Source organism: Rhodococcus sp. FG69 (assembly GCF_057808915.1).
Window position 1 is genome coordinate 20,585 of record NZ_JBMDIX010000019.1, and the last position, 22,595, is coordinate 43,179.

The 22,595-nt window shown below is 59.0% G+C and carries 36 protein-coding genes and 1 pseudogene; 19 read left to right on the plus strand and 18 right to left on the minus strand.

Going from position 1 to position 22,595, the window contains the following annotated elements; translation table 11 throughout:
- Positions 1 to 49 precede the first annotated feature (49 nt).
- The 18 genes from ACODSO_RS16050 (at position 50) to ACODSO_RS16135 (ending at position 8,034) form a co-directional block, all read left to right on the plus strand.
- Entirely contained in the window at positions 50 to 346 is a 297-nt protein-coding gene (locus ACODSO_RS16050) for a hypothetical protein (RefSeq protein WP_489037740.1), read from the plus strand.
- Positions 288 to 962 (plus strand): ERF family protein, encoded by a 675-nt coding sequence (locus ACODSO_RS16055; RefSeq protein WP_489037742.1) that lies wholly within the window; start codon positions 288 to 290, stop codon positions 960 to 962. Before ACODSO_RS16050 ends, ACODSO_RS16055 begins: the two co-directional genes overlap by 59 nt.
- Positions 959 to 1,177, plus strand: coding sequence for a hypothetical protein (locus ACODSO_RS16060; protein WP_489037744.1), 219 nt, complete (start codon positions 959 to 961; stop codon positions 1,175 to 1,177). Before ACODSO_RS16055 ends, ACODSO_RS16060 begins: the two co-directional genes overlap by 4 nt.
- Before the next feature lie 243 nt (positions 1,178 to 1,420).
- Complete coding sequence (locus tag ACODSO_RS16065; RefSeq protein ID WP_489037746.1) at positions 1,421 to 1,609, plus strand: hypothetical protein; 189 nt, start codon at positions 1,421 to 1,423, stop codon at positions 1,607 to 1,609.
- Positions 1,610 to 1,805: 196 nt separating this feature from the next.
- Positions 1,806 to 2,342: an HNH endonuclease signature motif containing protein gene (locus tag ACODSO_RS16070; RefSeq protein ID WP_489037879.1), complete on the plus strand. Its 537-nt coding sequence runs from the start codon at positions 1,806 to 1,808 to the stop codon at positions 2,340 to 2,342.
- 343 nt (positions 2,343 to 2,685) lie between these two features.
- On the plus strand, positions 2,686 to 2,916 hold the full coding sequence (locus ACODSO_RS16075) for a hypothetical protein (RefSeq protein ID WP_489037748.1): 231 nt from the start codon (positions 2,686 to 2,688) through the stop codon (positions 2,914 to 2,916).
- 25 nt (positions 2,917 to 2,941) lie between these two features.
- Entirely contained in the window at positions 2,942 to 3,217 is a 276-nt protein-coding gene (locus tag ACODSO_RS16080; protein ID WP_489037749.1) for a hypothetical protein, read from the plus strand.
- 307 nt (positions 3,218 to 3,524) lie between these two features.
- Positions 3,525 to 3,764, plus strand: coding sequence for a DUF6953 family protein (locus ACODSO_RS16085; protein ID WP_489037751.1), 240 nt, complete (start codon positions 3,525 to 3,527; stop codon positions 3,762 to 3,764).
- 39 nt (positions 3,765 to 3,803) lie between these two features.
- Complete coding sequence (locus tag ACODSO_RS16090) at positions 3,804 to 4,049, plus strand: hypothetical protein (RefSeq protein ID WP_489037754.1); 246 nt, start codon at positions 3,804 to 3,806, stop codon at positions 4,047 to 4,049.
- Positions 4,046 to 4,282 carry a helix-turn-helix domain-containing protein gene (locus tag ACODSO_RS16095; protein WP_489037756.1) on the plus strand — a complete coding sequence of 79 codons (237 nt, stop codon included), beginning with the start codon at positions 4,046 to 4,048 and terminating at the stop codon, positions 4,280 to 4,282. Before ACODSO_RS16090 ends, ACODSO_RS16095 begins: the two co-directional genes overlap by 4 nt.
- Entirely contained in the window at positions 4,282 to 4,701 is a 420-nt protein-coding gene (locus ACODSO_RS16100; RefSeq protein ID WP_489037758.1) for a YopX family protein, read from the plus strand. Before ACODSO_RS16095 ends, ACODSO_RS16100 begins: the two co-directional genes overlap by 1 nt.
- Positions 4,694 to 4,900 (plus strand): hypothetical protein, encoded by a 207-nt coding sequence (locus ACODSO_RS16105; RefSeq protein WP_489037760.1) that lies wholly within the window; start codon positions 4,694 to 4,696, stop codon positions 4,898 to 4,900. The genes ACODSO_RS16100 and ACODSO_RS16105 overlap by 8 nt, the downstream gene beginning before the upstream one ends.
- Positions 4,901 to 5,873: 973 nt before the next feature.
- Positions 5,874 to 6,077, plus strand: coding sequence for a hypothetical protein (locus ACODSO_RS16110; protein ID WP_317798745.1), 204 nt, complete (start codon positions 5,874 to 5,876; stop codon positions 6,075 to 6,077).
- Positions 6,077 to 6,487: a hypothetical protein gene (locus tag ACODSO_RS16115; protein WP_489037763.1), complete on the plus strand. Its 411-nt coding sequence runs from the start codon at positions 6,077 to 6,079 to the stop codon at positions 6,485 to 6,487. Before ACODSO_RS16110 ends, ACODSO_RS16115 begins: the two co-directional genes overlap by 1 nt.
- The gene (locus ACODSO_RS16120; protein ID WP_489037765.1) at positions 6,484 to 6,723 is read left to right on the plus strand and encodes a hypothetical protein; all 240 of its coding nucleotides are present in this window, start codon (positions 6,484 to 6,486) and stop codon (positions 6,721 to 6,723) included. Before ACODSO_RS16115 ends, ACODSO_RS16120 begins: the two co-directional genes overlap by 4 nt.
- On the plus strand, positions 6,720 to 7,076 hold the full coding sequence (locus ACODSO_RS16125; protein ID WP_489037767.1) for a hypothetical protein: 357 nt from the start codon (positions 6,720 to 6,722) through the stop codon (positions 7,074 to 7,076). Before ACODSO_RS16120 ends, ACODSO_RS16125 begins: the two co-directional genes overlap by 4 nt.
- Positions 7,076 to 7,474 carry a VRR-NUC domain-containing protein gene (locus tag ACODSO_RS16130; RefSeq protein WP_489037769.1) on the plus strand — a complete coding sequence of 133 codons (399 nt, stop codon included), beginning with the start codon at positions 7,076 to 7,078 and terminating at the stop codon, positions 7,472 to 7,474. Before ACODSO_RS16125 ends, ACODSO_RS16130 begins: the two co-directional genes overlap by 1 nt.
- 62 nt (positions 7,475 to 7,536) lie before the next feature.
- Complete coding sequence (locus ACODSO_RS16135) at positions 7,537 to 8,034, plus strand: DUF3846 domain-containing protein (protein ID WP_489037771.1); 498 nt, start codon at positions 7,537 to 7,539, stop codon at positions 8,032 to 8,034.
- 140 nt (positions 8,035 to 8,174) lie between these two features.
- Here ACODSO_RS16135 and ACODSO_RS16140 read toward each other — a convergent pair whose 3' ends face one another.
- The 12 genes and pseudogenes from ACODSO_RS16140 to ACODSO_RS16195 form a co-directional block, all read right to left on the minus strand.
- Entirely contained in the window at positions 8,175 to 8,492 is a 318-nt protein-coding gene (locus ACODSO_RS16140) for a hypothetical protein (RefSeq protein ID WP_489037773.1), read from the minus strand.
- 239 nt (positions 8,493 to 8,731) lie between these two features.
- Positions 8,732 to 9,502 (minus strand): hypothetical protein, encoded by a 771-nt coding sequence (locus tag ACODSO_RS16145; protein ID WP_489037775.1) that lies wholly within the window; start codon positions 9,500 to 9,502, stop codon positions 8,732 to 8,734.
- An 80-nt stretch (positions 9,503 to 9,582) separates the two neighbouring features.
- Positions 9,583 to 10,500 (minus strand): annotated as a pseudogene (locus ACODSO_RS16150) (YifB family Mg chelatase-like AAA ATPase); the annotation flags it as partial.
- Positions 10,500 to 10,859 carry a YraN family protein gene (locus tag ACODSO_RS16155; RefSeq protein WP_489037776.1) on the minus strand — a complete coding sequence of 120 codons (360 nt, stop codon included), beginning with the start codon at positions 10,857 to 10,859 and terminating at the stop codon, positions 10,500 to 10,502. The gene ACODSO_RS16155 and the pseudogene ACODSO_RS16150, both read right to left, overlap by 1 nt.
- 278 nt (positions 10,860 to 11,137) lie before the next feature.
- Positions 11,138 to 11,476 (minus strand): histone-like nucleoid-structuring protein Lsr2, encoded by a 339-nt coding sequence (locus tag ACODSO_RS16160; protein WP_489037778.1) that lies wholly within the window; start codon positions 11,474 to 11,476, stop codon positions 11,138 to 11,140.
- A gap of 200 nt (positions 11,477 to 11,676) precedes the next feature.
- Positions 11,677 to 11,835 (minus strand): hypothetical protein, encoded by a 159-nt coding sequence (locus tag ACODSO_RS16165; RefSeq protein ID WP_489037779.1) that lies wholly within the window; start codon positions 11,833 to 11,835, stop codon positions 11,677 to 11,679.
- Positions 11,836 to 11,843: 8 nt separating this feature from the next.
- Positions 11,844 to 12,149, minus strand: a complete 306-nt coding sequence (locus ACODSO_RS16170; RefSeq protein ID WP_068375452.1) for a DUF2469 domain-containing protein — start codon at positions 12,147 to 12,149, stop codon at positions 11,844 to 11,846.
- Positions 12,150 to 12,188: 39 nt separating this feature from the next.
- Positions 12,189 to 12,929 carry a ribonuclease HII gene (locus ACODSO_RS16175; protein ID WP_489037782.1) on the minus strand — a complete coding sequence of 247 codons (741 nt, stop codon included), beginning with the start codon at positions 12,927 to 12,929 and terminating at the stop codon, positions 12,189 to 12,191.
- A 14-nt stretch (positions 12,930 to 12,943) separates the two neighbouring features.
- On the minus strand, positions 12,944 to 13,726 hold the full coding sequence (gene lepB / locus ACODSO_RS16180) for a signal peptidase I (protein ID WP_489037783.1): 783 nt from the start codon (positions 13,724 to 13,726) through the stop codon (positions 12,944 to 12,946).
- 97 nt (positions 13,727 to 13,823) lie between these two features.
- Complete coding sequence (gene rplS, locus ACODSO_RS16185) at positions 13,824 to 14,165, minus strand: 50S ribosomal protein L19 (RefSeq protein WP_338892836.1); 342 nt, start codon at positions 14,163 to 14,165, stop codon at positions 13,824 to 13,826.
- Positions 14,166 to 14,295: 130 nt separating this feature from the next.
- The gene (locus ACODSO_RS16190) at positions 14,296 to 15,150 is read right to left on the minus strand and encodes a hypothetical protein (protein WP_489037880.1); all 855 of its coding nucleotides are present in this window, start codon (positions 15,148 to 15,150) and stop codon (positions 14,296 to 14,298) included.
- Positions 15,151 to 15,219: 69 nt separating this feature from the next.
- On the minus strand, positions 15,220 to 17,535 hold the full coding sequence (locus ACODSO_RS16195) for a Tex family protein (protein ID WP_489037784.1): 2,316 nt from the start codon (positions 17,533 to 17,535) through the stop codon (positions 15,220 to 15,222).
- A gap of 169 nt (positions 17,536 to 17,704) precedes the next feature.
- Here ACODSO_RS16195 and ACODSO_RS16200 point away from each other — a divergent pair, with 169 nt between their 5' ends.
- A complete protein-coding gene (locus ACODSO_RS16200) occupies positions 17,705 to 18,556 on the plus strand; it encodes a serine hydrolase (RefSeq protein ID WP_489037785.1) in 852 nt (283 codons plus the stop codon).
- Here the strand turns inward: ACODSO_RS16200 and trmD are convergent.
- The 6 genes from trmD to ACODSO_RS16230 all read right to left on the minus strand — a co-directional run bounded on the left by trmD (position 18,553) and on the right by ACODSO_RS16230 (position 22,594).
- Entirely contained in the window at positions 18,553 to 19,233 is a 681-nt protein-coding gene (gene trmD, locus ACODSO_RS16205) for a tRNA (guanosine(37)-N1)-methyltransferase TrmD (RefSeq protein WP_489037786.1), read from the minus strand. The two genes, ACODSO_RS16200 and trmD, sit on opposite strands and share 4 nt — an antisense overlap.
- 6 nt (positions 19,234 to 19,239) lie before the next feature.
- Entirely contained in the window at positions 19,240 to 19,770 is a 531-nt protein-coding gene (gene rimM / locus ACODSO_RS16210) for a ribosome maturation factor RimM (protein ID WP_489037787.1), read from the minus strand.
- A gap of 8 nt (positions 19,771 to 19,778) precedes the next feature.
- Positions 19,779 to 20,021 carry an RNA-binding protein gene (locus tag ACODSO_RS16215; protein ID WP_003939023.1) on the minus strand — a complete coding sequence of 81 codons (243 nt, stop codon included), beginning with the start codon at positions 20,019 to 20,021 and terminating at the stop codon, positions 19,779 to 19,781.
- A complete protein-coding gene (gene rpsP, locus ACODSO_RS16220) occupies positions 20,018 to 20,509 on the minus strand; it encodes a 30S ribosomal protein S16 (protein ID WP_068375428.1) in 492 nt (163 codons plus the stop codon). Before rpsP ends, ACODSO_RS16215 begins: the two co-directional genes overlap by 4 nt.
- A 169-nt stretch (positions 20,510 to 20,678) precedes the next feature.
- Positions 20,679 to 21,512, minus strand: a complete 834-nt coding sequence (locus tag ACODSO_RS16225; RefSeq protein ID WP_489037793.1) for a CPBP family intramembrane glutamic endopeptidase — start codon at positions 21,510 to 21,512, stop codon at positions 20,679 to 20,681.
- Positions 21,509 to 22,594 carry an amidohydrolase family protein gene (locus ACODSO_RS16230; RefSeq protein ID WP_489037795.1) on the minus strand — a complete coding sequence of 362 codons (1,086 nt, stop codon included), beginning with the start codon at positions 22,592 to 22,594 and terminating at the stop codon, positions 21,509 to 21,511. The genes ACODSO_RS16225 and ACODSO_RS16230 overlap by 4 nt, the downstream gene beginning before the upstream one ends.
- Position 22,595: the final 1 nt, after the last annotated feature.

Sequence of the window (22,595 nt, forward strand, 5' to 3'; positions counted from 1 at the left end):
CATCAATCCAATGCAGGAAGGGGGATCACTATCACCACAGGAACACTATATGCCTACCAATAAGCCAAAGTATTACCGCGCAGAGCACGTGAAGAGCATGAAGCTAGTGAACGTCCCTATGACCGCCGACACACTTGTCAAGAGAGCACTGCAGCTGACTGCAGCACAAGTGAAAGAAGAACACGGACTGGAGTCATACGGGATCGGAAACCTCGTCCTCTCATTTGCTCTTCGCGATCCATTATTCAAACAGAACCTAACCAAGCTACGAAAGGAGGAAGACGAACGTGGCGGAACCAGAAACTACCACCGAGAAGAAGAACTTGAGCGATCAGCCGGCCTCTGAGCTAACACAGGCTCTAGCAGCAGGACTGGTGGCGTTTCAAGCTGCCGTCCCGACGATCGAAAAGACTCAGACTGCATCAGTGCAGATGAAGAGCGGCGGTAAGTACTCCTACAACTACGCCGATCTAGGCGACATCTGGAAGGCAATTAGGAAGCCTCTGGCAGACGCCAAGCTGGCAGTCACTCAGACACTGTCTGGCGGTCTCGATGGCAGGACACTGCTCACGACCACTGTGTGGCACGAGAACGGCGAACGCTACAGCAGCGAACTCTCGCTCGACACCAAAGACCGCACGCCTCAGGAGGCCGCGTCCGTATTTACCTACTACAAGCGCTACACGCTCAGTGCGGTTCTTGGTATTGCTACCGAGGAAGACGATGACGGTAAGACTGCATCTGATACCGCAGTAAGTTCACGGAAAGACACCCCGCGTCCGTCGACAACGAAGCCAGCGAGTGACAAACAGCTTGGCCTACTGCGATCGCTCATGGATGCAGCTGGAATCGACAAAGCAGCCATCACAGCACGAATCAATCTCATCGAGACGAGCGCAGAAGCATCACAAGCAATTGAGAAGATGCAAGAACGTCTTAGCTCCACAGAGGAGTCAGCATGAGCACCTACGAGTGGGAACCCGTAGACCTCGACTTCTTCTCACAAGAGATGGAGCGTGAGGCACAAGACGCCCTCTACGACGAGGAGTTCGCAGTGATGGCACCATGCAGGAGCTGCCTACAGATACACGCAGTGAACGAGGACCACCTGTGCGCGTCGTGCGAAGAGTTCGACCACTCGTTATCAGGGGCACTCACCGCACTACTAAATAGTTAATGCGCTGCTCAGCAGCGGAGAACAATCATGGCGAAGACGCCAACAAAGATCGAAGTAAAGAGTAAGCGGACATACCGCAAGCGGGTAGCAGTGAAGCACCCGAAACCAGAGGCCACTGTAGTCAACGGGGTCCAGAAGAAGAACCCAGTCCCTACAGTGCAACCAGCGTTCGCGACGGAGGAAGAGGCACCAGCTAAGCGGCCACTCGGTCGACCTCGCAATGAGGTGGGAGCACTCACTAAGGTGAACGCGAAACTGCAGCGTGAGATCGACGGTCTTAAGAAGGAACTACGCGAGGCGCTATACGCCCGCGAGTTCGCGGAGCAGAACGCAGCCGACTACAAGACGTTCATCAAGCGAGTGCGTAAGACAGTGGCAGGTCGCTATCTGGTCCACCGTGCGAAGCGGCAGATGCCGTGGGTGAAGTTGTAAAAACCACGTCAATTACGGGATTGTTGTTCTACGCCCTATTCGGCAATATAAGAACATGACGATAGACGTAAAGGGACACAAGGTACAGATAGACAAAGAAGACTTGGCGCTGGTAAGCCAGTACAAGTGGCACATTGGCAGCACAGGATACGCAGTGTGGCGCGGCGTGAAGAACGGCAAGAAGCAGACCATTCGGATGCACCGGTTGATTACAAGGTGTCCGGCTCGAATGATCGTCGACCACAAGAACCACGACCGGCTCGACAATCGACGTAAGAACCTACGTGTATGCACTCAGTCGGAGAACATGCGAAATAAGAGCAACCAGGGCAAAGGGTATTGGTTTCAAAAGCAGAACAAGAACTGGGTTGTCGAGGTCAACGGAAAGCACATAGGTTGCTTTTCATTGGAGAAGCAAGCGATCGAAGTCGCGGCGCTGGTTCGGAGTGGCGGCACATACGTTAGACCGGAGCGGACTCACTGTAAGCACGGACACTCGCTCGACGATGCGTACGTGTACGGCAAGACAAAGCTCTGTCGCACATGTCAGTCGATTAGATCAAAAGCGTACTTCAAACGATCTTACGTTCCGAAGCCTCGCGCACAAGTAACTATCTGCTCCCGTGGGCATGACAAGGCCGTTGAGGGGGCGAACAAGGGGTACTGCCGAAAGTGCGCAAGAATTACAGCAAAATTATGGAAAGAGAGACAACAGAATGAGCGGAAGACCTAACACTAAATGGTTAGAGACCATGATTAAGAAACTCGGAAGCAGAGAGGCAGTTGCCGAACGTCAGCGAGCTATCGGACGCAAGGGTGGTACAGCTGGACGGGGTGTCAACTATAAAGGCGGTTTCGCCCATCCCGATGCTGATCCGCGTAAAGCGGGAGCTATCGGTGGTTCCATCAGCAAACGACGCAAGAAGCCTGCGATCGACTCAGAAATCACCGCCCCGCTTACACCAGCGGCAGACAAGAGCTAACGAGTCCAGCTCGTCATCCTGCTTCGCCTGACGGAAGTACATCGGCATCGTCGTCGTACGTTCACATACAGAACATTGCAGTGGGTCAACCCCATGCTTCACCAGTTCATTAAGAACACGGCGACGGAGCGGGTCTTTGCGAACGGCAGTAAGACGCTGAGGGCGTGGGCCGACGAAACGGTTGAGAGCCTTCTGAACGGAGCGGAGGTGCTGACGGTCTATACCGAGCACTTCCATGAGTTCCGGCGCAGTCTTGTACTCCCCCGACTCAGCGTAGGCCAGGAGTTCATCGAGATCGTAGGGGCGGGGACGAGGCATGTATAAGTAACAGTATAAAGGAGAAATTTAAATGGCCAACAACAATGTAGTAGTCGGAGGTGCGGTCCAGGGAGACATAACAAGCTGTAAGATCGAGAATCAACAACTCTCGACTTTAAAGAGTTCAGCGTTCTCAATACAACAGACGACGACTTACATCACCTACGATGTGTGCAACAAGAAAAATCTCGCAGAGTACAAGGTCCCGGAACTTACCGGATTTGGCATCGGACTGATCCTTATGGGCTTGATCGTCCTACTGGCAGGTTGCGTATTCGCCTTTGCATGGTTTACTGCGGAGTATTAGGTAGTTCGCGATAGGGCACATCGTGCAATGGGCATTTCCAGACCCAAAAACCTGCTAGTCGGACGTTAGCTAACAGAGGTCGAGCGTCGAAAACCTAGCCACACCATCAGATCGACTGTCTCGTCAAACGTCATTTGGTATTGACCAGCAGCACTGAACGTGGCGAAGCTCGTTACTAGACCATCGGAACAATTCTTGCGCAAGGACGCAACAAATAATTGGCTTGTTGCCACTTTTCCACAGTAGTAGTTATTACAACGAAGCTTGACAAACGTTCGTGTCACACCCCGCCGCTATCCTCCCCCACATGGAGCACACAGCGCAGGACATCGCAGCTTGGATGATCGACGAGATCAAGAAGGATGGCGGCTACGTCGAGCACGAGTGGGTCTCGTCTGAGATCGCGGAGCGGTTCGGCAAGGACTGGGACTACTACAGCGAGAACGGCAACCCTGCCGTCGACCCGCGCATCCTGAAGGAGTTCCGCAAGCAGCACGGCGGGACGATCGAGTGGGACAAGAGCGCGAAGAGCTGGTCACTCATTTAATAGAACTAACGCGGCAGTGGCCGCAAGGAACAACTGAATATGGCAAACCAAGATAGGAAAGTCGCCTACGTTAAAGAGAAAGTGCGTGTCGTTTCGGATGGCCCGCTTTCACGCCAAGCAAAGATCAGCATCGGCGGAATTGGCATACCGGCATACAAGGCGACCATCACGCTCGAAGCTGACGCGATGGCTCGCATAGTGATCGAAGCTCCAGTTGATCGGTTAGATGTCGTCGCCCTGCAGCGAGACACAGAGATCAAGCTGATCAATGGGGACGCCGCATGAACGCCACCCAAACCCACGACTCCCCCGTTCGTCACGACCCAGCCTCCCAGTGCGGACGCATCCTCCGCCACCTTAAGCAGCATGGTCGCGTCACGAACATCGAGCTTGTGCAGAACTTCCGCATCCTCCGTGGCAGCGAGCGGATGCGTGAGCTGAAGTCTGAAGGCCACGAGATCCGAAGCGTTCGCCTCAACCGCACGACGTGGGTTTATATATACGAGGGTGAAGCGTGATGAGCCGGGAGATTAAGTTTAGAGCGTGGGACAAAGAAAAGAAGATATGGGTTACGAATGGTGAAATAGAGTATTCTCTATCCGAAGCTGATGTCGTTGTTTGCCCAAATACAATCGAACATATTGGCGACTCAACCCACGACATGTATGTTTCCGGCAGGTTCGAAGTCGTTCAATACACCGGCCTAAAGGACAAAAACGGCATCGAGATATACGAGGGGGACATTTGCAAAGTGAACAAATGGCCTGAAGAAGAAAGTGAATTAAGGATTGTAACCTATAATGCGCCCAGCTTCTGGCTTGCTAAAACTTTAGAGGACAAAGTAGACGTAGATTTATTCAGTACGCCAGGCACATATGAAGAAGTAGTTGGCAACATCTACGAGAACCCTGGACTGCTAAAGGCTGGTGATGTCTGAGCGTCCCATCCCCCACGAGAATCTGATGTCCACCGCCCGCTACTCGCTCACCCGAGCCATCGAGCTGCTACCCACCCGTGACCGAATCAGTGACACTGAGCTGGCGAACTTAGCAGAGACTGCCGACGACATGATGACGACGCTCGCCACGCTCGGCCAAGCCGTCAAGGACGAGCAGGCACGGAGGTCACAGCGATGACCGGCCTCGCACTGCTCAGCACAGTCGCTCTTGGCCTGTTCATTCTCACGCTACAGATCGTGGCACGCATGATTTGGTAGCACAGTGTGGATAACTTAGCGCGAATTAGTATTGCAAAATAGAACGCTTTCACTCATAGTAAAAGCGGGAGACAACAGTTGACCATGAACCAAGAACTTTCACAATTTGAGCTTCATTATGAAAAGACGCCCATGCGCCCTGCGTTCCTCAAGTTCACAGGTATACACCGAACTATCGAGCGCGGTCGTAAGCGCCATCAGCAGATGAAGCTCATTGCATCCTCGTTCAAAAGGATGCACAAGAAGTAGTTCTATCAAGCGCGCGATGCTGATAACGACGTACGCCCCAGACGTAACCGGGGCTGCGACCGGAGATGATAACTCCCGCCAAGATTACGAGGTTGACAGCCCATTCAGGTGACGGCAACTCATCCGGCCTATCGACACCTTTGAACTTCGTTATTAGCTTCGTGCGCTTGATATAGCTCACCAAGTAGTAGTGGTTGCTCGTTCGCGACCGGGTAAGGATTGAAGGGCAGCCAAAAGGGAGACCTGCGGCATTGTGCGGCTTTCGAGCCAATCACCTGCGCGGGCCAGTTCAATCCGGGAAGCGACGGCCAGGACGGCAGTAGTCCATCCCAGGCAACCACTCGCAATGATCCACCACCTCTGTGCGCTATGCGAGGGCGCACAGAGACCCAGTTCTATAGCTGAGGCACCTGAGCTGTAGAACTGGACGCAGGAGCTTGACTCGTGCGTCGTACCTTCCACAAACACACCCAAAACCGCCGGCCTATCGATCCTTGGAATTCCACCTCCTTTGTCGGCGGCCAAGCCTGCTCACTGAGCGCTACATATCAAACTCCCTCCTTGCATTGGATTGATCCGTAGTCCACCACGTTCAGTGGGCCAGCTTGGCTTACAGGAGATAACAACTAAACAGGAACCACCGCATGTCACTGAATCACGAAGTCCCACATCACATTGACCACCTAGCCGACACGGTGGACTTGCGGCCTGTCATCGCATCACTGGCAGTACAGCTTGCATTCGAGGACATGTATCAGGAAGAGCAGGAACGCTTGATCACGCGACCTGAGTTGATCGCGAACATGGAGGCGTTGGCACCGGTGATCTTGCAGCGAGGTACGGCGTAATGGACCAGGAGCTATTTGGACTGTGCAAGGAGGTGTATGAGTTAACCGGATGGCAGTCAAAGAACAACGATTGGATCGTTTACTGCAGTGATGACTTTGACGATAAGACTGAGGAAGTTACAATCCGTCTCCAGTCATCGATACATGACGACTTTATAAATGATGCGAAACGCGTAGCACCTGTGTACACCTCAGACTATCTACTTGCAACGCTTCCTAGGGTCATCGATCTTGATGATGGAGAGCGACGTTTGACGCTACAACCCATGGGAACAATAGGTAACTGGGATGCCTCGTATGACCTAGTCGATGTAGCTGACGACTCTCGTTTCGATAGCTTCGACCGCTCACCTGTGAAAGCACTTCTCAAACTAACCCTAGCCCTTGCAGAGGCAGGTGAGCTGTCATGACCGAGCGCTTCGACCCCACCACTGAGCAGTACGAACTCCTCTCCCCTCGTGACTGCTATGCCGAACTGGACAGCAGCGAGAAGCGTGACCTACGTGCGCATCTGAGCCGCGTGGTCATGGCGAACCTAGCGATCATCAGTGAACTCACGGACATGCTGGTAGTCGATGGTGAAGAGAACAAGAGTCGGCGCAAGCCGATCACTCTGCCGGAACACTGGTTGGAGAGTCCGTCGTGAAGAAGATCGTCATTGCTTTCGACTGCGACGGGACTCTGCTCAACAACACCAAACAGCAGATGATCGCGAACGAACGTGTGCGGGCGGGACTCATCTGGATGTCGAGCATGAAGAACACACACATCGTCGTCTGGTCAGGTGGAGGCGAGATATACGCACGCCAAGTCGCCGCAGCACTTGGCGTCGCTTCCTACGTCGACAGCTACGCAGGTAAGAACCCTCAGCGCACTGTTGGAGTCACCGAGACAGCAACTAGGCACGTCTTTAAACCGGACATCGTTCCTGATCTTGCCATCGACGACATCCAAGACTGCGACCTCGGCGTGCTCAATCTGATTGTGAGAGAGAAGTAGTGAGCTATCCGATTCCACTGGAGAGCGACGAACAACATACATTCACCGAGTGGTTGAGCATGGTCGCATTGCGCTTCACATCTGTACCGAACTCAACGTGGACCAAGAGTCATCGGCAGAAGGCTATGAACCACTTCACTGGGCTTCGAGCCGGCTTCCCCGATCTCATAGTGCTCATCCCACCTGAGCGGTCACGTGACGGCGAGGGCTACCTGATAGCCGTGGAGATGAAACGACGGCAAGGCGGGAAGATCTCGGATGTGCAGAAGGGATGGCTCAAAGCTCTGAACAAGGTAGATAAGCACGTCGTAGCCACTGTCGCACGCGGCGCAGATGAGGCGATCGATTTCATCCTGGGGTACATCAAACCGGTACCGGGGATGAGGGACCCGTTCTAGCGAATCGCGAGCAGACCGCTGTGTCCATCCGGACTCAGCGCCATTCTCACGATTGGAAGCACATGACCACCATCAAGGGCGTCCTCATCCCCGCTGCTGAAGACACTGCCATCGAACTCGTCGAGATCGAGCGCGGCAACTACAAGGATTTTCAGAAGTACGTCGGAGGCATCTTCGACGCAGTGAACCTGTTCAACCCCGACTGCTCGGTCTTCGTTCATGACGAGGGCCTCATCTTGGGACACGAACTCAACCGGCGCGGCACGCTTCTGTGCTGGGTGCACAACGTGCTCTACAAGGACGCGCAGCAACCACTCGTCGGGGATGTTCTCCTCGTCGGCAGGCCGGATGAGGAGGGCGACACCCTTGGGTGCCCCCAGGAGTTGATCGACCTACTCATGAACACCGAGCAGTACCGCTATGAAGTGCTCAACCACGGTGAGACTCAGTGGGCGGGGAACGGCGTTCGCTACGACAACTGGGTCGACGCCTACAACGGCGGTCTGGCACTGGCCCAGCGTTGGAGACTCGTAAACCACGTGCGGGTGACCGCTGCCTGATCGTTCGAGAACAACAAACCCCGGCTCTTAACTGAGCCGGGGTGTTTTCTAGCTACATAAAGTGGAAAAGTCCCGCATCTCCGAGCTTGTGGCTCAAGAAGATGCGGGACCGACTAGTAGGGATGGGAGTGAACTCATGATCAGTCCGTCGAGGGGCGATACCCCTTACGCCTTCCGCGAAGCTGGTCGAAGTGGACGAACTTGTCCTCCGATACTAGTTTCGCGAATTCGGCGGCGGTGGAGTAGACCTCTTTGGACGTGCCGTCAGCGAATCGGTATTCGAGCGTGACCAGGTTGCCGACGACCTTCAAGGCCTTCAACTCTTCCTGTGTCGCGTCGAACTGCCGCGCCTCTTCGTGGTTCGGATGACGAACGACGACGTTGACGACTTCTTCGTCGGAGATAACCGCGCCGGTTAGGTCACTGGTTCTGATCTGCTGATACCCGATTGTTCTCACCAACTTCTATCTAGTGCGATGCGCTAACCGGTCGGCTAGACATTGCCCTATTAATGACACAGTTGATATTTCAAGTAAAGACCAAAAGTTTTATAATAGAGGTAGATGACCAGCGGCTTTAACCTCGACGCCTACCTAGCAGCATCCACCCAAGCGAGTGGCGTTCCGTTGAAGGTCAAGCATCGCAGGACTCTTGTGAGCATTAGACGACTGCTCCGCCAACCGAACTAGTTGTGTACTCATATCGGCGGGTCAACCCGATACTTAAGTGTCCACATGGAATCGTGATCGCCGTTTCGGTGATAATCTCCATCACTCATCATCTGCACGGCAACCAAGACACTCTCTCGGACATGAAGATCGTTTACGATCCAGGTTAGCTCAACCTCATCCCCTTCAGCGAAATCAACGTCGAGGAAGGTGAATGTTCTATCCAGAACTTTGAGAATCCATTTAAGACCACGTCCCTGCGGGTCAGTGCCGATGCAACGAAACCTAACGACGTCCCCTGGTCGCAAGATCAATCCGGTGTTATAGCCGCTGGCCTGCGTAATACCGTGTGTTTGGTCCGTCACCTGGTTGATGTCTGGATAGTAGTTCAAGTCGGGACCCTTCTCGCTGCGGTATTTAGTGACTAAGTTTCTAAACTCGCCAGATATGCCGTGGACGAGGGATACCTCAAAGGGCAGCAGGTCGCGGCTGTGCATCGCCGGGTTCCTAAAACCCTCAAGTCTGTCCATGTACACGGTGAAGTACTTCTGCTTCCCGAGCGCAGGAGCAAACTTGTCCCACTGGTGATCGATAATGCCCTTGATTTGATAGAACTCGAGGTACGCGATCAGGTCGTCCGATCCAAGAACACCGCGACGTTTGGCCTGATCGGCAGTCCGCTTTGCCTCAAGCTTCTCTATATCGACGTCCTTGTCGGTGCGCCACTCCTCCCCGATCACCTCGCGAATCAGATCCCGTAATACCTGTTCTACGAAGTTGATGGCTTCAGTCGGCTGCACCCGCAAAATGCTACTGGACACCCGCCGCATGGCCTGGCAGGATTGCGCGTCCTGGCCTCTGTGGGGTACATAGCGATACAACATTCGTCCAGGAACAGCACACCCCTGTGCGCTCGACTGACCGCACCCGGTTTGGCCATGCCGGTGCCCCCACCGACCAAAGCACTCACCGTGGTCGAATGATGTGGGGCGATGAACGGCGGCGACGAGATCAACGGGCGATCCTCGGTCAACGTTCCCGCCACGGAGTGAATCGCCGTCACCTCCAACGACTCCTCATCGGTCAACGGCGGCAGTATCCCCGGAAGCCGTTGCGCAAGCATCGTTTTACCGATTCCAGGTGGTCCCGTCAACATGATGTGATGAGCTCCCGCCGCCGCGACTTCGAGAGCCCAACGAGCATCCTGCTGGCCCACGACCTCGCTCATGTCGGGGTACGTCGTGCCGTCGTCGTACACCGCGGGCACTGGATGATCGAGGACCGTCTCACCGCGCAGCCAGGAGACAACCTCCTTCAACGACACCGCGCCGAGAACCTCGATGCCGTCGACGAGACCCGCCTCGGCCAGTGTGGCCAGCGGCACGACAACCCGCTGCCATCCGGCCCGCTTGACCGCCAATACCCCCGGCAGAACCCCACGCACTCCTCGAAGACGACCGTCGAGCGCCAACTCGCCGAGAAATACAGTTTTCTCCAGAGCGCGACGCGGAATCTGTTTGTCCGCGTCGAGAACGGAGAGCGCAAGGGCCAAATCGTAAACCGACCCGACTTTCGGCAGTGTCGCCGGCGACAGAGCGAGTATCACCCGCGAGTCGGGCCACTTGCCGCCCGAATTGCTCACGGCGGCTTTCACTCGATCACGCGACTCGTTCAGCGCCGTATCGGGTAGACCGACCAGGTGGACCGCAGGAAGTCCGCGTCCGATGTCGGCCTCGATCTCCACCACCTGACCGTCGACACCGCTCACCGCGACCGAAAAGGCACGCCCCAGCGCCATCAGAAGGCTCCGCGCAGATGCGAGATCACCGGATCACCCTCGCGGGTCATCAGAATCGCCACGACGTCGAATCTCATGCGAACCCACGGGCTACCACGCTCGTCGAGCCACGCCAACGCCAACCGCCTGATCCGCAACTGCTTCGGGTACGTCACCGACTCTGCAGGCGTTCCGAAACCGGTGCCGGATCGCGTCTTCACTTCGACGAAAACCATGGTGTCGCCATCTTTGGCCACGATGTCCAATTCGCCGTATCGACTGCGCCAATTGCGATCGATCACCTCCATCCCACTGTCGGCTACGTGCAACGCAGCCAGCGCTTCCCCTCGCGCCCCCAATTCCGAATTCGACTTCGACATCGTCGCCCCCCTGCGGTCATCGGTTCGCCGACTGCCGAACCCAGATGCGACTGTGCACCTTCTTAGGAGCGGATTTCTCGCGAACCAGCAGGTCGACAATTGCCCTGTGCACAAACAATGGACCTGTGGACGAACGAGACTTTGCGCCCGCCGAGACGCCGAATATGTCGGACCGATGTGCATTCGGCGGACACAACTGTGCCCCGGTCGCAGACAGGCTACGAGCCTGCGCGCCGGGGCACCGCCGATGTTCTACCGATCGGTGGATGTTCTACCGATCAATGAGCAGCATCGTATGCGTTCTGCACTTCCTGGCTGATACGCCCACGTGCGCTCACGTCGTGCCCGTTTGCACGTGCCCAGGTCCGGATGTCCTGCAGATCCGCCTTACCGCGAGCCTGGCCGCTCGGCGCTTTGCGACCTCGACGGGCAGACACCTTTTCTGCGTGCTCGATCCAGAACGCAAGCTGCTCGTGCAATTCGTTCGCATGCTTCAGGTTCAGATCGATGCGGTACTGGTTGCCGCCTATACCGAATTCTATGGTCTCTCCCTGGCCGTCTTTGATGACGGAGCCGTCGACATCATCGATCATTTGGACGAGTGTCTTGCGCGCCATGTCCGAACCTCTAACAGTGAAGGGAATATGCTGATAATGGCGTTTCTACCACTGAATACTGCCGAATACAAAAGATTCCTGAAATCCACAGTCGGATTTCAGGAATCAAGCGTTGTGAATCAGTCGCTTCTCGAACCAGAATCAATTGGAAAAGCAGTGCAGGCCATTGGATTTCAGCAAATCAATTCATCCAGTACCGTTCATTGCGCAAGTAAGGCCCAGACGACTTGGCCGACGACGAGACACACTGTCGCAGCCCCGATCAACTGTGCGAACATCACCAGCTTCGTGCGGGACCGACGACGACCGACGACGTACATCGCGGACGCAATGAGCAGCAACCATAGTGTCGGTGTCACGTGCGTCTTTACTCGGGGAGCCTGAGGTCGGGCTTTTCCAGCTCTTCGATGTTGACGTCCTTGAAGGTGATCACCCGAACGTGCTTCACGAAACGAGCGGGGCGGTACATGTCCCACACCCAGGAATCGGACATTCGCAGCTCGAAATAGATTTCTCCATCGGCATTGTGCGGGATCAGCTCTACCGAGTTCGCGAGATAGAAGCGACGCTCGGTCTCTACGACGTAGTTGAACTGGCCGACGATGTCTCGGTACTCCCGGTACAGCGAGAGTTCCATCTCGGTTTCGTACTTTTCGAGATCCTCGGCACTCATCGGTTTTCTCTCATCCTGTCCTCATAGCGTGAAAAGCAATCATCGCGCACTCGGCTCGTCGCAGTCCATTCGGCCCGGGGACGGAGCACCCTCTCGCAGCCGACTTCCGGCCGCGGAAACATTGGCGTAGGACATTCGGTGCTCCGCGCACGGCCCAAGCTCCGCCAGCGCGGCTGCATGTGCCTTCGTGCTGTATCCCTTGTGGACAGCGAATCCATAGCCGGGAATGCGCCCGTCCATCTCGACCATCACACGGTCGCGTGAGACCTTCGCCAGAACGCTGGCCGCTGCGATGCACGCCGCTGTAGCGTCACCGCCAATCACGGGCAGTGACGGCGCAGGGAGGCCGGGCACCCTGAAACCGTCGGTCAGCACGTAGCCAGGCGTCATTCCGAGACCTGCGACCGCGCGCCGCATTCCCTCGATATTGGCAACATGCACGCCGATTCGATCTACTTCCTCGGCTTCGATGAACACCACACACCATGCGCGTGCCCACCGCTTGATCTTCGGGAAGAGCTCCTCCCGACGCCTCTCGGTCAGCTTCTTGGAATCGTCGAGGTCGGCGAGCGAAGCGTACGGTTTGGGGCCCAATACGCAGGCCGCGACCGTCAGCGGTCCGGCACACGCCCCTCGTCCGGCCTCGTCGACCCCGGCGACGGGTCCGAGGCCGTTTCGGTCGAGGGCAGATTCCATCGTTCGCAGGCCCGACGACCTGCGAATCACAGGCCGAGGCGGCCACGGCGGGCGGCCACGCACACGACTGTTGGTACCGGTCATCGCTGCGCCCCGGCTCACTGCCCCTGAATGTCCGGCGAATCGAGGGTGCCGAAGCGCGAGGGCGGCAGCGCGATGAGGAATGCCTTGCCGATGACATTGTCGACCGGAACGGTGCCCATCAGCTCGTCCGTCACATGAAACCGTGAGTCGGCCGAGTTGCTGCGGTTGTCGCCCATCACCCAGAGGTTCCCCTCGGGCACGGTGACGGCCGAGAAACACCGACCGGATTTCAATTCGGTGTCACACGTCAGAACATCGGGCGTGAACGGAAAGTCCATCTGTATGTACGGCTCGTCGAGTGGCTTACCATCCACGAGCACCCTGCCCTGCTCGTCGCAGCACTCGACAGTCTGTCCACCGGTGGCGATCACACGCTTGACCAAATCGTTCTCGTCGGGAGCAACAATTCCGATGAGAGAACCCACCTCCTGCGCACCACGAACGACTGCATTCGACGAGCGCGTGGACACGAACTCACTGTTCCACGAGTCCGGTCCGCGGAACACCACGACGTCACCGGGCTGTGGATCTCCGAAGTGGTATCCGATCTTCTCCACGACTATCCGGTCACCCGTACATCCTGCACAGCCGTGCAGGGTCGGCTCCATCGATTCCGACGGAATGAGGTAGACGCGGGCGATGAACGTCTGCAGAAGGAAGCTCAGAACCAGAGCAACCAGGATCAAGATGGGCAGTTCACGCCAGAAAGATCGGGGCTTCTTCTCACGACGCCTGGTCTCGACGTCCTCGCTGTGCGAGTCGGACCGGCCGTGAGGATCCTGCAGGGAATCTGACACCGCACCAGATTAGCTGCACGCTCTGGAACGACAAGCGCCGCACCGACCGTGACGGTCGATGCGGCGCTCGAGTACGACGCTGGAGGTAACGCTGCTCTCAGCGCTTTTCCTTGATCTTGGCAGCCTTGCCACGCAGATCGCGAAGGTAGTAGAGCTTTGCGCGTCGGACGTCACCGCGGGTGAGGACGTCGACCTGCGCGATGTTCGGGCTGTGGACCGGGAAGGTGCGCTCGACACCGACGCCGAACGAGACCTTGCGAACGGTGAAGGTCTCCCGGACGCCACCACCCTGGCGACGGATGACGACGCCCTTGAAGATCTGCACGCGCTCCTTAGAGCCTTCGATAACCTTGACGTGCACGTTGAGCGTGTCGCCGGGGCGGAAATCAGGAATGTCGCTGCGCAGCGACTGCTTGTCCAAGAAGTCCAGAGTGTTCATAGGTAGGGCCATCCTTGCGTTCTTCGCACGAGTAGAGGAACCGAGCGGCACCACGACTTCGTGGCACTCGGCTGGTTCGTACTCCGATTAGGTCTGCGCCTGGTACAGGCAACCCGTCCATCATGCCAGATCACCCGGCAGGTCGCGAAATCGCGTCGGTGGTCGGCGACGGGTCGACAGGAGCAGGCGCCGCGTGGACAGTCCTGTCGAGCTCGTCCTCGGTGGCAGTCAGCACATGGTCGAGGTTCGGCTTGCCCGCAACGAGATCCTGAATGTAGATCTTGATTCGAATCGCAGGCCGTCTGATGGTTCGCTCACGCCGGAGCGCACGCTCCATCTTCTTCGGTCGTAGCGTGTACCTCCACCGCGCCCACGGCGCACCGGGCCGGCTCAGTCGCACAGCACCGACAACGAGAATCGGAGCGAAGAACAACCCGATCAAACCGCTCCAGATCTTTCCTTTGAGCAGCACGACCGCACACAACCCCAGGTGCCCGAACGCCAGTGCCACTAGCGCGAACCTCATCAGCGGATCCGGGTCACGCCTGATGTCGGTGACGTTCAGTAGCTCCAGCGGGTGGAAGCCGAGCAGGAGTAGTCCGGTCCCTGCGACGGCGACGAACACCGCATCGACCGATGCCCTCCCCTGCTCCGACCAGTAGACGTCCTTCAGGTAGAAGATCAGCGCAAATTCGTCCAGCACGAGTGCCGAGCCGACTCCGAAGAGCGCAGCGAGCACTGCACCGGTCTCCTGGGTCCCGTCTTCGAACACCGCGATGAGCGAAATACCGGAGACGAGCATCAACACGATTCCGAACACCACGTGATGGATGTGCTGCCCACCCGGCGTGATGTTGCCCGGCCACCACTTCACTTGGGCCCGAATCATTCTGACGCTCAGACGTATCAGCAGGAAGCCTCCGAGGAACCCCAGTAGGAAGCACAGCAGAGGCAACCGTCCGTGCGCGATGATCTCGTGATCCAGCCATCTCACGCCGGCATCCAAACCTTTCCGACCCCGCCGATTCCAGTCGAACCCCGAAGAGCTCCGAGCCTACTTGCCGAACCCTGCCTTCCGTAGCGCGTCGGCCATCGAACCGCCCGCGGGCGCGCTTGCCTGCTTGCTTCGATTGTCGCGGCCGGATCGGTTTTCGCCACGCGGCCCGCTCTGCTGACGACGATTCTCGCCACCGGTGCGGGGCTTGTCCTTCGCGGTAGCACCCGGTTCGTCGTCGAGACGCAAGCTCAGCCCGATGCGCTGACGCGGGATATCGACCTCCATCACCTTCACCTTGACGACATCACCGGACTTGACCACCTCGCGGGGATCCTTCACGAAGTTGTGCGACATGGCCGACACGTGAACGAGCCCGTCTTGGTGCACACCGACATCGACGAATGCCCCGAAGGCAGCGACGTTGGTGACGACGCCCTCGAGCGTCATACCCGGACGCAGGTCGGCCACCTTCTCGATTCCGGCCGCAAACGTGGCGGTCTTGAATTCCGGTCGCGGATCTCGACCCGGCTTCTCGAGCTCCGAGATGATGTCGGTGACGGTCGGAACGCCGAATCGGTCGTCGGCGAACTGCTCTGGCTTCAGCGACCGCAGCAAAGAGCTGTTGCCGATCACCTCGCGTACGCCGACGCCGGCGGAGTCGACGATGCGCCGAACGACCGGATACGCCTCGGGGTGCACGCTCGATCGATCGAGCGGATCCTCGCCGCCGGAGATACGAAGGAATCCCGCACACTGCTCGAACGCCTTCGGGCCGAGTCGTGCCACGTCCTTGAGCTTGGTCCGGCTGGAGAACGGCCCGTGCTCGTCGCGATGCGCGACGATGCTCTCCGCCAGCGAGCCTGCGATGCCGGAGACCCTCGACAGCAGCGGGACGGACGCGGTGTTGACGTCGACGCCGACAGCGTTCACAGCGTCTTCCACCACCGCACCGAGGGACCGAGCGAGCAAAGACTCCGAGATGTCGTGCTGGTACTGGCCGACCCCGATGGACTTCGGATCGATCTTCACCAGTTCGGCCAGCGGATCTTGGAGACGTCGTGCGATGGACACTGCGCCGCGGATCGAAACGTCGAGCTCGGGCAGCTCGCTCGACGCGTACGCCGACGCCGAGTACACCGAGGCTCCTGCTTCGGACACTACGATCTTCGTCAAGCCGGCCGCCGGGTACTTCGCGATGAGTTCCGCAGCCAGTGAATCGGTCTCGCGCGAGGCCGTGCCGTTGCCGATGGCGATGAGTTGCACCGAATGCTTCGCCGCCAGCGCTGCCAGTGTTGCCAGCGCCTGATCCCATTTACCCTGCGGCTTGTGTGGATAGATCGTGTCGTAGTCGACCACCTTGCCTGTCGAATCCACGATGGCGACCTTGGTTCCGGTGCGGAATCCGGGGTCCAGGCCCATCGTCGCCCGATTCCCGGCGGGCGCTGCGAGAAGCAGGTCCTTGAGGTTCGAGGCGAATACGTCGACGGCATCCTTTTCGGCGGACTGACGGAGCCTCATGCGAACGTCGATCGCCATCGTGACCAGAAGTTTGGTCCGCCACGCCCACCGAACTGTGTCCAACAACCAACGATCGGCCGGACGGCCGCGGTCCGCGATGTCGAATTTGGCGGCGATTCGACCCTCGTAGATCGTCGGAACTCCAGGAACCGGCTCGTCCTGGTCGGGTTCGAGGCCCAAGGAGAGCACTTCTTCCTTTTCGCCGCGCAACGCCGCGAGGATGCGGTGCGACGGCAGGGATGTGAACGGTTCCGAGAATTCGAAGTAGTCGGCGAATTTTGCGCCCTCGTCCTCTTTGCCTTTACGGACCGTCGAGGTCAGCTTTCCCCGCGTCCACATCAACTCACGCAGCTCCCCGACGAGGTCTGGATCTTCGGCGAAGCGTTCGACGAGGATGGCGCGCGCACCGTCGAGCTGTTCGGCGTCGTAGCCGGCGGGATCGGTGTTCGGATCCGAGATCAGGGCGTCCGCGACAGGCTGGTGTCCTGCTTCACGAGCGATCTGCGCTTTGGTCCGCCGCTTGGGCTTGAAGGGGAGGTAGATGTCCTCGACTCGCGCCTTGGTCTCGGCGAGCATGAGCGACTGCTCGAGTGCATCGTCGAGTTTGCCCTGGGCACGGATGGATTCGATCACGGCATCGCGCCGCTCGTCGAGTTCACGGAGGTAGCGCAACCGTTCCTCGAGGTGACGCAACTGAGCGTCATCGAGCATTCCGGTCACTTCCTTGCGGTACCGCGCGATGAAGGGGACCGTCGAACCGCTGTCGAGCAGATCCACGGCAGCAGCCACCTGGCCCTCGCGAACATCGAGTTCCTCGGCTATGCGCTTGTTCACAGTTTTCAGAGCACTCGTCACGGCGCACGACCCTACAGCTAGGCTGTGACACGAAGTTCGACGGACCAGAGTGGGAGACCTCGAAATGTCCAGGCCGATGCAAGTCCTGGCAGTTTCGTGTGCGGCCCTCGTCGCTGCGGTAGCAATTCTGTTCTCCGGATGTAGCGTTCCCGACGATTCCCCGAGCAGCATGACTGCCAGCACCACCGAGTCACCGTTTCCCGACACGGACACCGTCGCCGATCTCGACCTCGGCGCGCGCATCCCAGAGGCTGTTGGATCGGCCGTCGGTCGCGGTGCGCAAGTAGACTTCGCCCTTCTCGACCGCCGGACCGGCGACTACTTCGCGAGCGGAGACACCGAACAGGTCGAGACCGCATCGGTGTCGAAACTCTTCATCGCCGACGATGTGCTGCGCGGCGCGGAGATAGCCGGGGTGCCGGTGTCCGCGGACGACTTGGAATCGATCGCGTCGATGCTGAGATCCTCGGACGACAACGCCGCGAACACTCTTTGGTACAAGTACGGTGGCATCGACATCATCAACCGCGTTACCGAGCGCTACGGCCTCACTGCTACGGCGCCCCCGTGGGACGGTCTCTGGTGGAACACCACGACCTCGGCGGCAGAACTCGTTGCGTATTACTCGAGACTGCTCGACGGCGTCGGCGGTCTGTCGCCTGCGTCGACGGCAACCATGATCGGATTTCTGCGCGAGTCGAGCCCTGTTGCAACGGACGGATACCAGCAGCATTTCGGAATCGTCGACGGACTTCCCGCCGAACCCGTCCGAGCCGTCAAACAGGGCTGGATGTGCTGTATCGCCGATCGCTGGATACATCTGTCCACCGGAACGATCGGCGTCGACAACCGGTACATCGTCGCGTTGATCTCGCGCGAGGAGATTCACTACGAGGACGACATGGACAACTACCCGGACACAGCGGTGGTCGACGTGACCGACGACAGTAGCGCTCGGCACGCACGGGACACCCTGACGGGTTTCGTGAACATGCTGTTCCCCGATGGTCTGATCGACTAGTCCTGCAACAGATCCGGCCGTCGTTGCTCGGTACGTTCCAACGACTGCCGCGCGCGCCATGCTGCGATACGAGCGTGATCCCCCGACAGCAGAACGTCGGGGACGGCGAGGCCACGCCACGTCGCCGGACGGGTGTAACTCGGACCTTCCAACAGACCGTCGGAGAACGAGTCCTCTCGATGAGACTGTTGATTGCCGAGAACCCCTGGCAGTAGCCGGACGACGGCCTCGCTCATGACAAGTACGGCGGCCTCGCCGCCGATCAGAACGTAGTCTCCGATGCTGACTTCCTCGACCCGAACACGAGTTGCTGCGTCGTCGAACACACGCTGGTCGATTCCTTCGTACCGACCGCAGGCGAACACCAAATGCTCCTCGCGCGACCATCTTTCAGCAACGCGCTGGGTGAACGGCACGCCCGCCGGGGTGGGTACCACCAGCAGCGACTCGGCGGTGAGGACATCGTCGAGCGCGTCGCCCCATACCGTCGGCTTCATCACCATGCCAGGCCCACCGCCGTACGGGGAATCGTCGACGGCCTTGTGCACGTCCTGGGTCCAGGAACGTAGATCGTGGATGCCGAGCGACACAAGGCCCTTGTCGATCGCCTTGCCCAGCAGGGCAGTGCGCAGTGGGGCGAGATATTCGGGAAAGATCGTGACTACATCGAGTTTCACGTTTGTCTACTCCGGGTCCAGCAGACCTTCGGGCGGATCGATGACAACGACACCGTCGGCCAGTGATACCGAAGTGACGATGGCTGCGACGAACGGTACGAGTATTTCCGCGCGGGACCCATCGGTGGGCCGAATCGACAGCAACTCCCCCGCTGCAGAATGCAGAACCTCGCGAACTACGCCGACGTCGGTGCCATCCAGCAGCCGAACCGTCAAGCCTTCCAATTCATGATCGTAGAACTCGTCCGGATCCTCCGACGGAGGCAGATCATCCGATTCGACGACGAACAGAGTGCCGCGCAACGCATCTGCCTCGGCACGGTCGTCGATTCCTTTCAGACGCAGCAGAAGCCGCCCGGAGTGATCCCGGGCGGCTTCTACCGTGTATGCGACGGTGTCGGTCTGCGTCCGAGGTTTCCGTCCACGAAGGACAGCTCCGACAGCAAAACGCTGTTCGGGGTCGTCGGTGCGAACATCGACGACGACTTCACCTTTGACGCCGTGTGACTTCGCCACACGGCCGACAACGAGCTCCATGTACTTCTCTACTGATCGGTGTCGACGACGTCGACGCGAATTCCGCGTCCGCCGATTCCGGATACGAGCGTGCGCAACGCGGTTGCCGTGCGGCCTCCGCGGCCGATCACCTTGCCGAGATCGTCGGGATGCACATGCACCTCGACGGTGCGCCCACGGCGTCCGGTGATCAGTTCGACGCGAACGTCGTCAGGATTGGCGACGATACCGCGAACGAGATGTTCGACGGCGTCGGCGACAACGGCACTCACTTCTCAGCAGCCTCGGCGGCCGGCGTCTCTGCCGTCTCGGTAGCAGCGGCGTCGTCGGCCTTTGCAGCGTCATCGGCCTTTGCAGCGTCGTCGGCCTTGGGAGCCTTCTTCTTCTTCGCCGTGGTGGCGTCACCGAGCGGTTCGGCGTCGGCCTGAGCCAGCGCAGCGTTGAAAAGATCGAGCTTCGAGGGCTTGGCCTCGGCGACACGCAAGGTGCCTTCCGAACCCGGCAGACCCTTGTACTTCTGCCAGTCACCGGTGATCTTGAGCAGTGCCTCGACCGGCTCGGTCGGCTGCGCGCCGACGTTCAGCCAGTACTGAGCGCGCTCGGAGTCGATGTCGATGATGCTCGGGTCCTGCTTGGGCTCGTACTTGCCGATGGTCTCGATCGCACGGCCGTTACGGCGGGTGCGAGAGTCGGCGATGACGATGCGGTAGTGCGGTGTGCGGATCTTACCGATTCGCATGAGCTTGATCTTGACAGCCATGAAAAATGAAGCCTTTCGAGTTGGTCACGTCGCAATTCTGCGGTGCGCGTGGACTGCGCACCCGGTTTTGCGTTGATGGGTGTTGTGACCGCCGTTCGGTACGTAACCGGTGGACGGGCGAACAGCGTCCCATTGTGCCAGACGATCGATACCGACAGTTAATCGGATGTCACGACACCAGCAGGACAGCGAGCGCCGGCAAGGTGTTGTTGACCGAATGCGCAACGGTGGACGACGCAACCGATCCTGATCTCATCCGGGCGATCCCGATGGCCAGCCCGCCCCATACGAGCACCACGAACCGCCACCCTTCGCGGTGCCAGAGTGCGAACAGGACTGCGGTCACGACCAGCACGACCCATTTGTTGCCCAACCATGCGAACCGTGTCAGCCGGAGTGATGTCGCTCGACGTTCGAGCGCGCCCCACACCATGCCGCGAAACATGATCTCCTCGCAGAACGGAGCGCCGAGCCAGATCCAGAGTGCGAGAACGATCTTCCACGGCAGTGGGATGCCGAATAGACCAGCGAGCGGCGCTTGGTCATCGAGATCCGTCTGCGCGAGCACGACGAGCGCGAGAACGATCCCGCCGCCGAGTGCGACCGCGCCCCAGGCGAACCCCGATTTGAGTTGACTGCCGAATTCCGTCGACGACGTCGGTAGGCCGAAATCCACGACGGGGCCGTTGCCTCGATAGAAGCTGAACAGCATGGACACAAGCATCGCGACCAGGCTCGGCATCATGATCGCCAGCACGTAGACGCCGGTGATATCGGTGTCCACAACGAGTGGCAACACGAGGAATCCTGCGAGGTTGAGCAGCAGCACGGCCCCAGCCGCAGGGATCCCCCACCGCTGCCCTGGACGACGCCGGGACGCGGCGACCTCTGCGCGCCAGTACCCGTCGGACAGACCCGACGTCGGGTGATGCACCGGGTTCATGGGCGCCATTCCGGCCCAACTCGGCGGGTGTTCGTGGTCGGGCGAGTCCGACGGCGTCATCGCGACCGTCGCGGCACACCGCGCAGCACGATCACATCGGGCGTGGACAGAACGTCGGGGCCGGTGCGGGGATCGACGGAGTAGACCAGAAGGTCTGCCGGGGCGCCGTGCTCGATGCCTGGCCACCCCAGCCAGGATCGTGCGCTCCAGCTCGCTGCACCGAGCGCCTCCGTCGCGTTCATCCCGATCCGGGTGAGTGCGTCGACCTCGTCGGCGATGCGCCCGTGACGGATCGATCCACCTGCATCGGTCCCCGCAAAGATGGGCACCCCTGCATCGTGCGCCCGCCCGATGGTCTCGGCAACCCTGCCGTGCAACTCCCGCATGTGCCGGGCGTACACCGGATACTTCGTCGCCGACGCCGCAATGTCGGGGAATGTCTCGATGTTGATGAGCGTCGGAACCAGCGCAGTACCGTGCGAGACCATCATCGTGATGGTCTCGTCGGTCAGTCCCGTGCCGTGCTCGATGCAGTCGATACCTGCTTCGATCAAACCGGGCAGCGCGTCCTCGCCGAACACATGGGCGGTGACCCGCGCCCCCTCGGCATGGGCCGCATCGATCGCGGTCCGCAGGATTTTGTCGTCCCAGAGCGGTCGCAGGTCGCCCACGCTGCGATCGATCCAGTCACCGACGAGCTTGACCCAGCCGTCACCCATACGGGCCTGCTGTGCAACAGCATCCGGCAGTTGCGACTCGTCCTCGATGTCGATGGCGAGTCCAGGGATGTACCGCTTGGGCGAGGCGATGTGCCGGCCGGCTCTGATGATCCGCGGAAGATCCGGGTGATCGTCGAGTTCGCGGGTGTCGACGGGCGATCCGGCGTCACGCAGCAGTAGCGCCCCGACGTCGCGTTCGATCTCTGCTTGCGCGATGGCACCGGAGAGATCCTCGTGACCGCCACCGTATTTGATGCCGACGTGGCAATGCGCGTCCACCAGTCCCGGGAGGATCCAACCGTCCTCGGCCACGACCTCGGCACCGGGCACGGGTTCGAGCGAGATGACGCCATCCCGTATCCACAGTTCGACGGGGCTGCCCGAGGGCAGGACTCGGCCCCGGATCAGGTAGGAGTCCGCCACT

Bases quoted from the DNA above. Each gene is read 5' to 3' on its own strand.
- ACODSO_RS16050 (WP_489037740.1), top strand. From the start codon at position 50: ATGCCTACCAATAAGCCAAAGTATTACCGCGCAGAGCACGTGAAGAGC.
- ACODSO_RS16060 (WP_489037744.1), top strand. From the start codon at position 959: ATGAGCACCTACGAGTGGGAACCCGTAGACCTCGACTTCTTCTCACAA.
- ACODSO_RS16070 (WP_489037879.1), top strand. From the start codon at position 1,806: ATGCACCGGTTGATTACAAGGTGTCCGGCTCGAATGATCGTCGACCAC.
- ACODSO_RS16075 (WP_489037748.1), top strand. From the start codon at position 2,686: ATGCTTCACCAGTTCATTAAGAACACGGCGACGGAGCGGGTCTTTGCG.
- ACODSO_RS16080 (WP_489037749.1), top strand. From the start codon at position 2,942: ATGGCCAACAACAATGTAGTAGTCGGAGGTGCGGTCCAGGGAGACATA.
- ACODSO_RS16085 (WP_489037751.1), top strand. From the start codon at position 3,525: ATGGAGCACACAGCGCAGGACATCGCAGCTTGGATGATCGACGAGATC.
- ACODSO_RS16090 (WP_489037754.1), top strand. From the start codon at position 3,804: ATGGCAAACCAAGATAGGAAAGTCGCCTACGTTAAAGAGAAAGTGCGT.
- ACODSO_RS16095 (WP_489037756.1), top strand. From the start codon at position 4,046: ATGAACGCCACCCAAACCCACGACTCCCCCGTTCGTCACGACCCAGCC.
- ACODSO_RS16100 (WP_489037758.1), top strand. From the start codon at position 4,282: ATGAGCCGGGAGATTAAGTTTAGAGCGTGGGACAAAGAAAAGAAGATA.
- ACODSO_RS16105 (WP_489037760.1), top strand. From the start codon at position 4,694: ATGTCTGAGCGTCCCATCCCCCACGAGAATCTGATGTCCACCGCCCGC.
- ACODSO_RS16110 (WP_317798745.1), top strand. From the start codon at position 5,874: ATGTCACTGAATCACGAAGTCCCACATCACATTGACCACCTAGCCGAC.
- ACODSO_RS16115 (WP_489037763.1), top strand. From the start codon at position 6,077: ATGGACCAGGAGCTATTTGGACTGTGCAAGGAGGTGTATGAGTTAACC.
- ACODSO_RS16120 (WP_489037765.1), top strand. From the start codon at position 6,484: ATGACCGAGCGCTTCGACCCCACCACTGAGCAGTACGAACTCCTCTCC.
- ACODSO_RS16135 (WP_489037771.1), top strand. From the start codon at position 7,537: ATGACCACCATCAAGGGCGTCCTCATCCCCGCTGCTGAAGACACTGCC.
- ACODSO_RS16155 (WP_489037776.1), bottom strand. From the start codon at position 10,859: ATGTCGAAGTCGAATTCGGAATTGGGGGCGCGAGGGGAAGCGCTGGCT.
- ACODSO_RS16160 (WP_489037778.1), bottom strand. From the start codon at position 11,476: ATGGCGCGCAAGACACTCGTCCAAATGATCGATGATGTCGACGGCTCC.
- ACODSO_RS16170 (WP_068375452.1), bottom strand. From the start codon at position 12,149: ATGAGTGCCGAGGATCTCGAAAAGTACGAAACCGAGATGGAACTCTCG.
- ACODSO_RS16175 (WP_489037782.1), bottom strand. From the start codon at position 12,929: ATGACCGGTACCAACAGTCGTGTGCGTGGCCGCCCGCCGTGGCCGCCT.
- rplS (WP_338892836.1), bottom strand. From the start codon at position 14,165: ATGAACACTCTGGACTTCTTGGACAAGCAGTCGCTGCGCAGCGACATT.
- ACODSO_RS16200 (WP_489037785.1), top strand. From the start codon at position 17,705: ATGACTGCCAGCACCACCGAGTCACCGTTTCCCGACACGGACACCGTC.
- rimM (WP_489037787.1), bottom strand. From the start codon at position 19,770: ATGGAGCTCGTTGTCGGCCGTGTGGCGAAGTCACACGGCGTCAAAGGT.
- rpsP (WP_068375428.1), bottom strand. From the start codon at position 20,509: ATGGCTGTCAAGATCAAGCTCATGCGAATCGGTAAGATCCGCACACCG.
- ACODSO_RS16225 (WP_489037793.1), bottom strand. From the start codon at position 21,512: ATGACGCCGTCGGACTCGCCCGACCACGAACACCCGCCGAGTTGGGCC.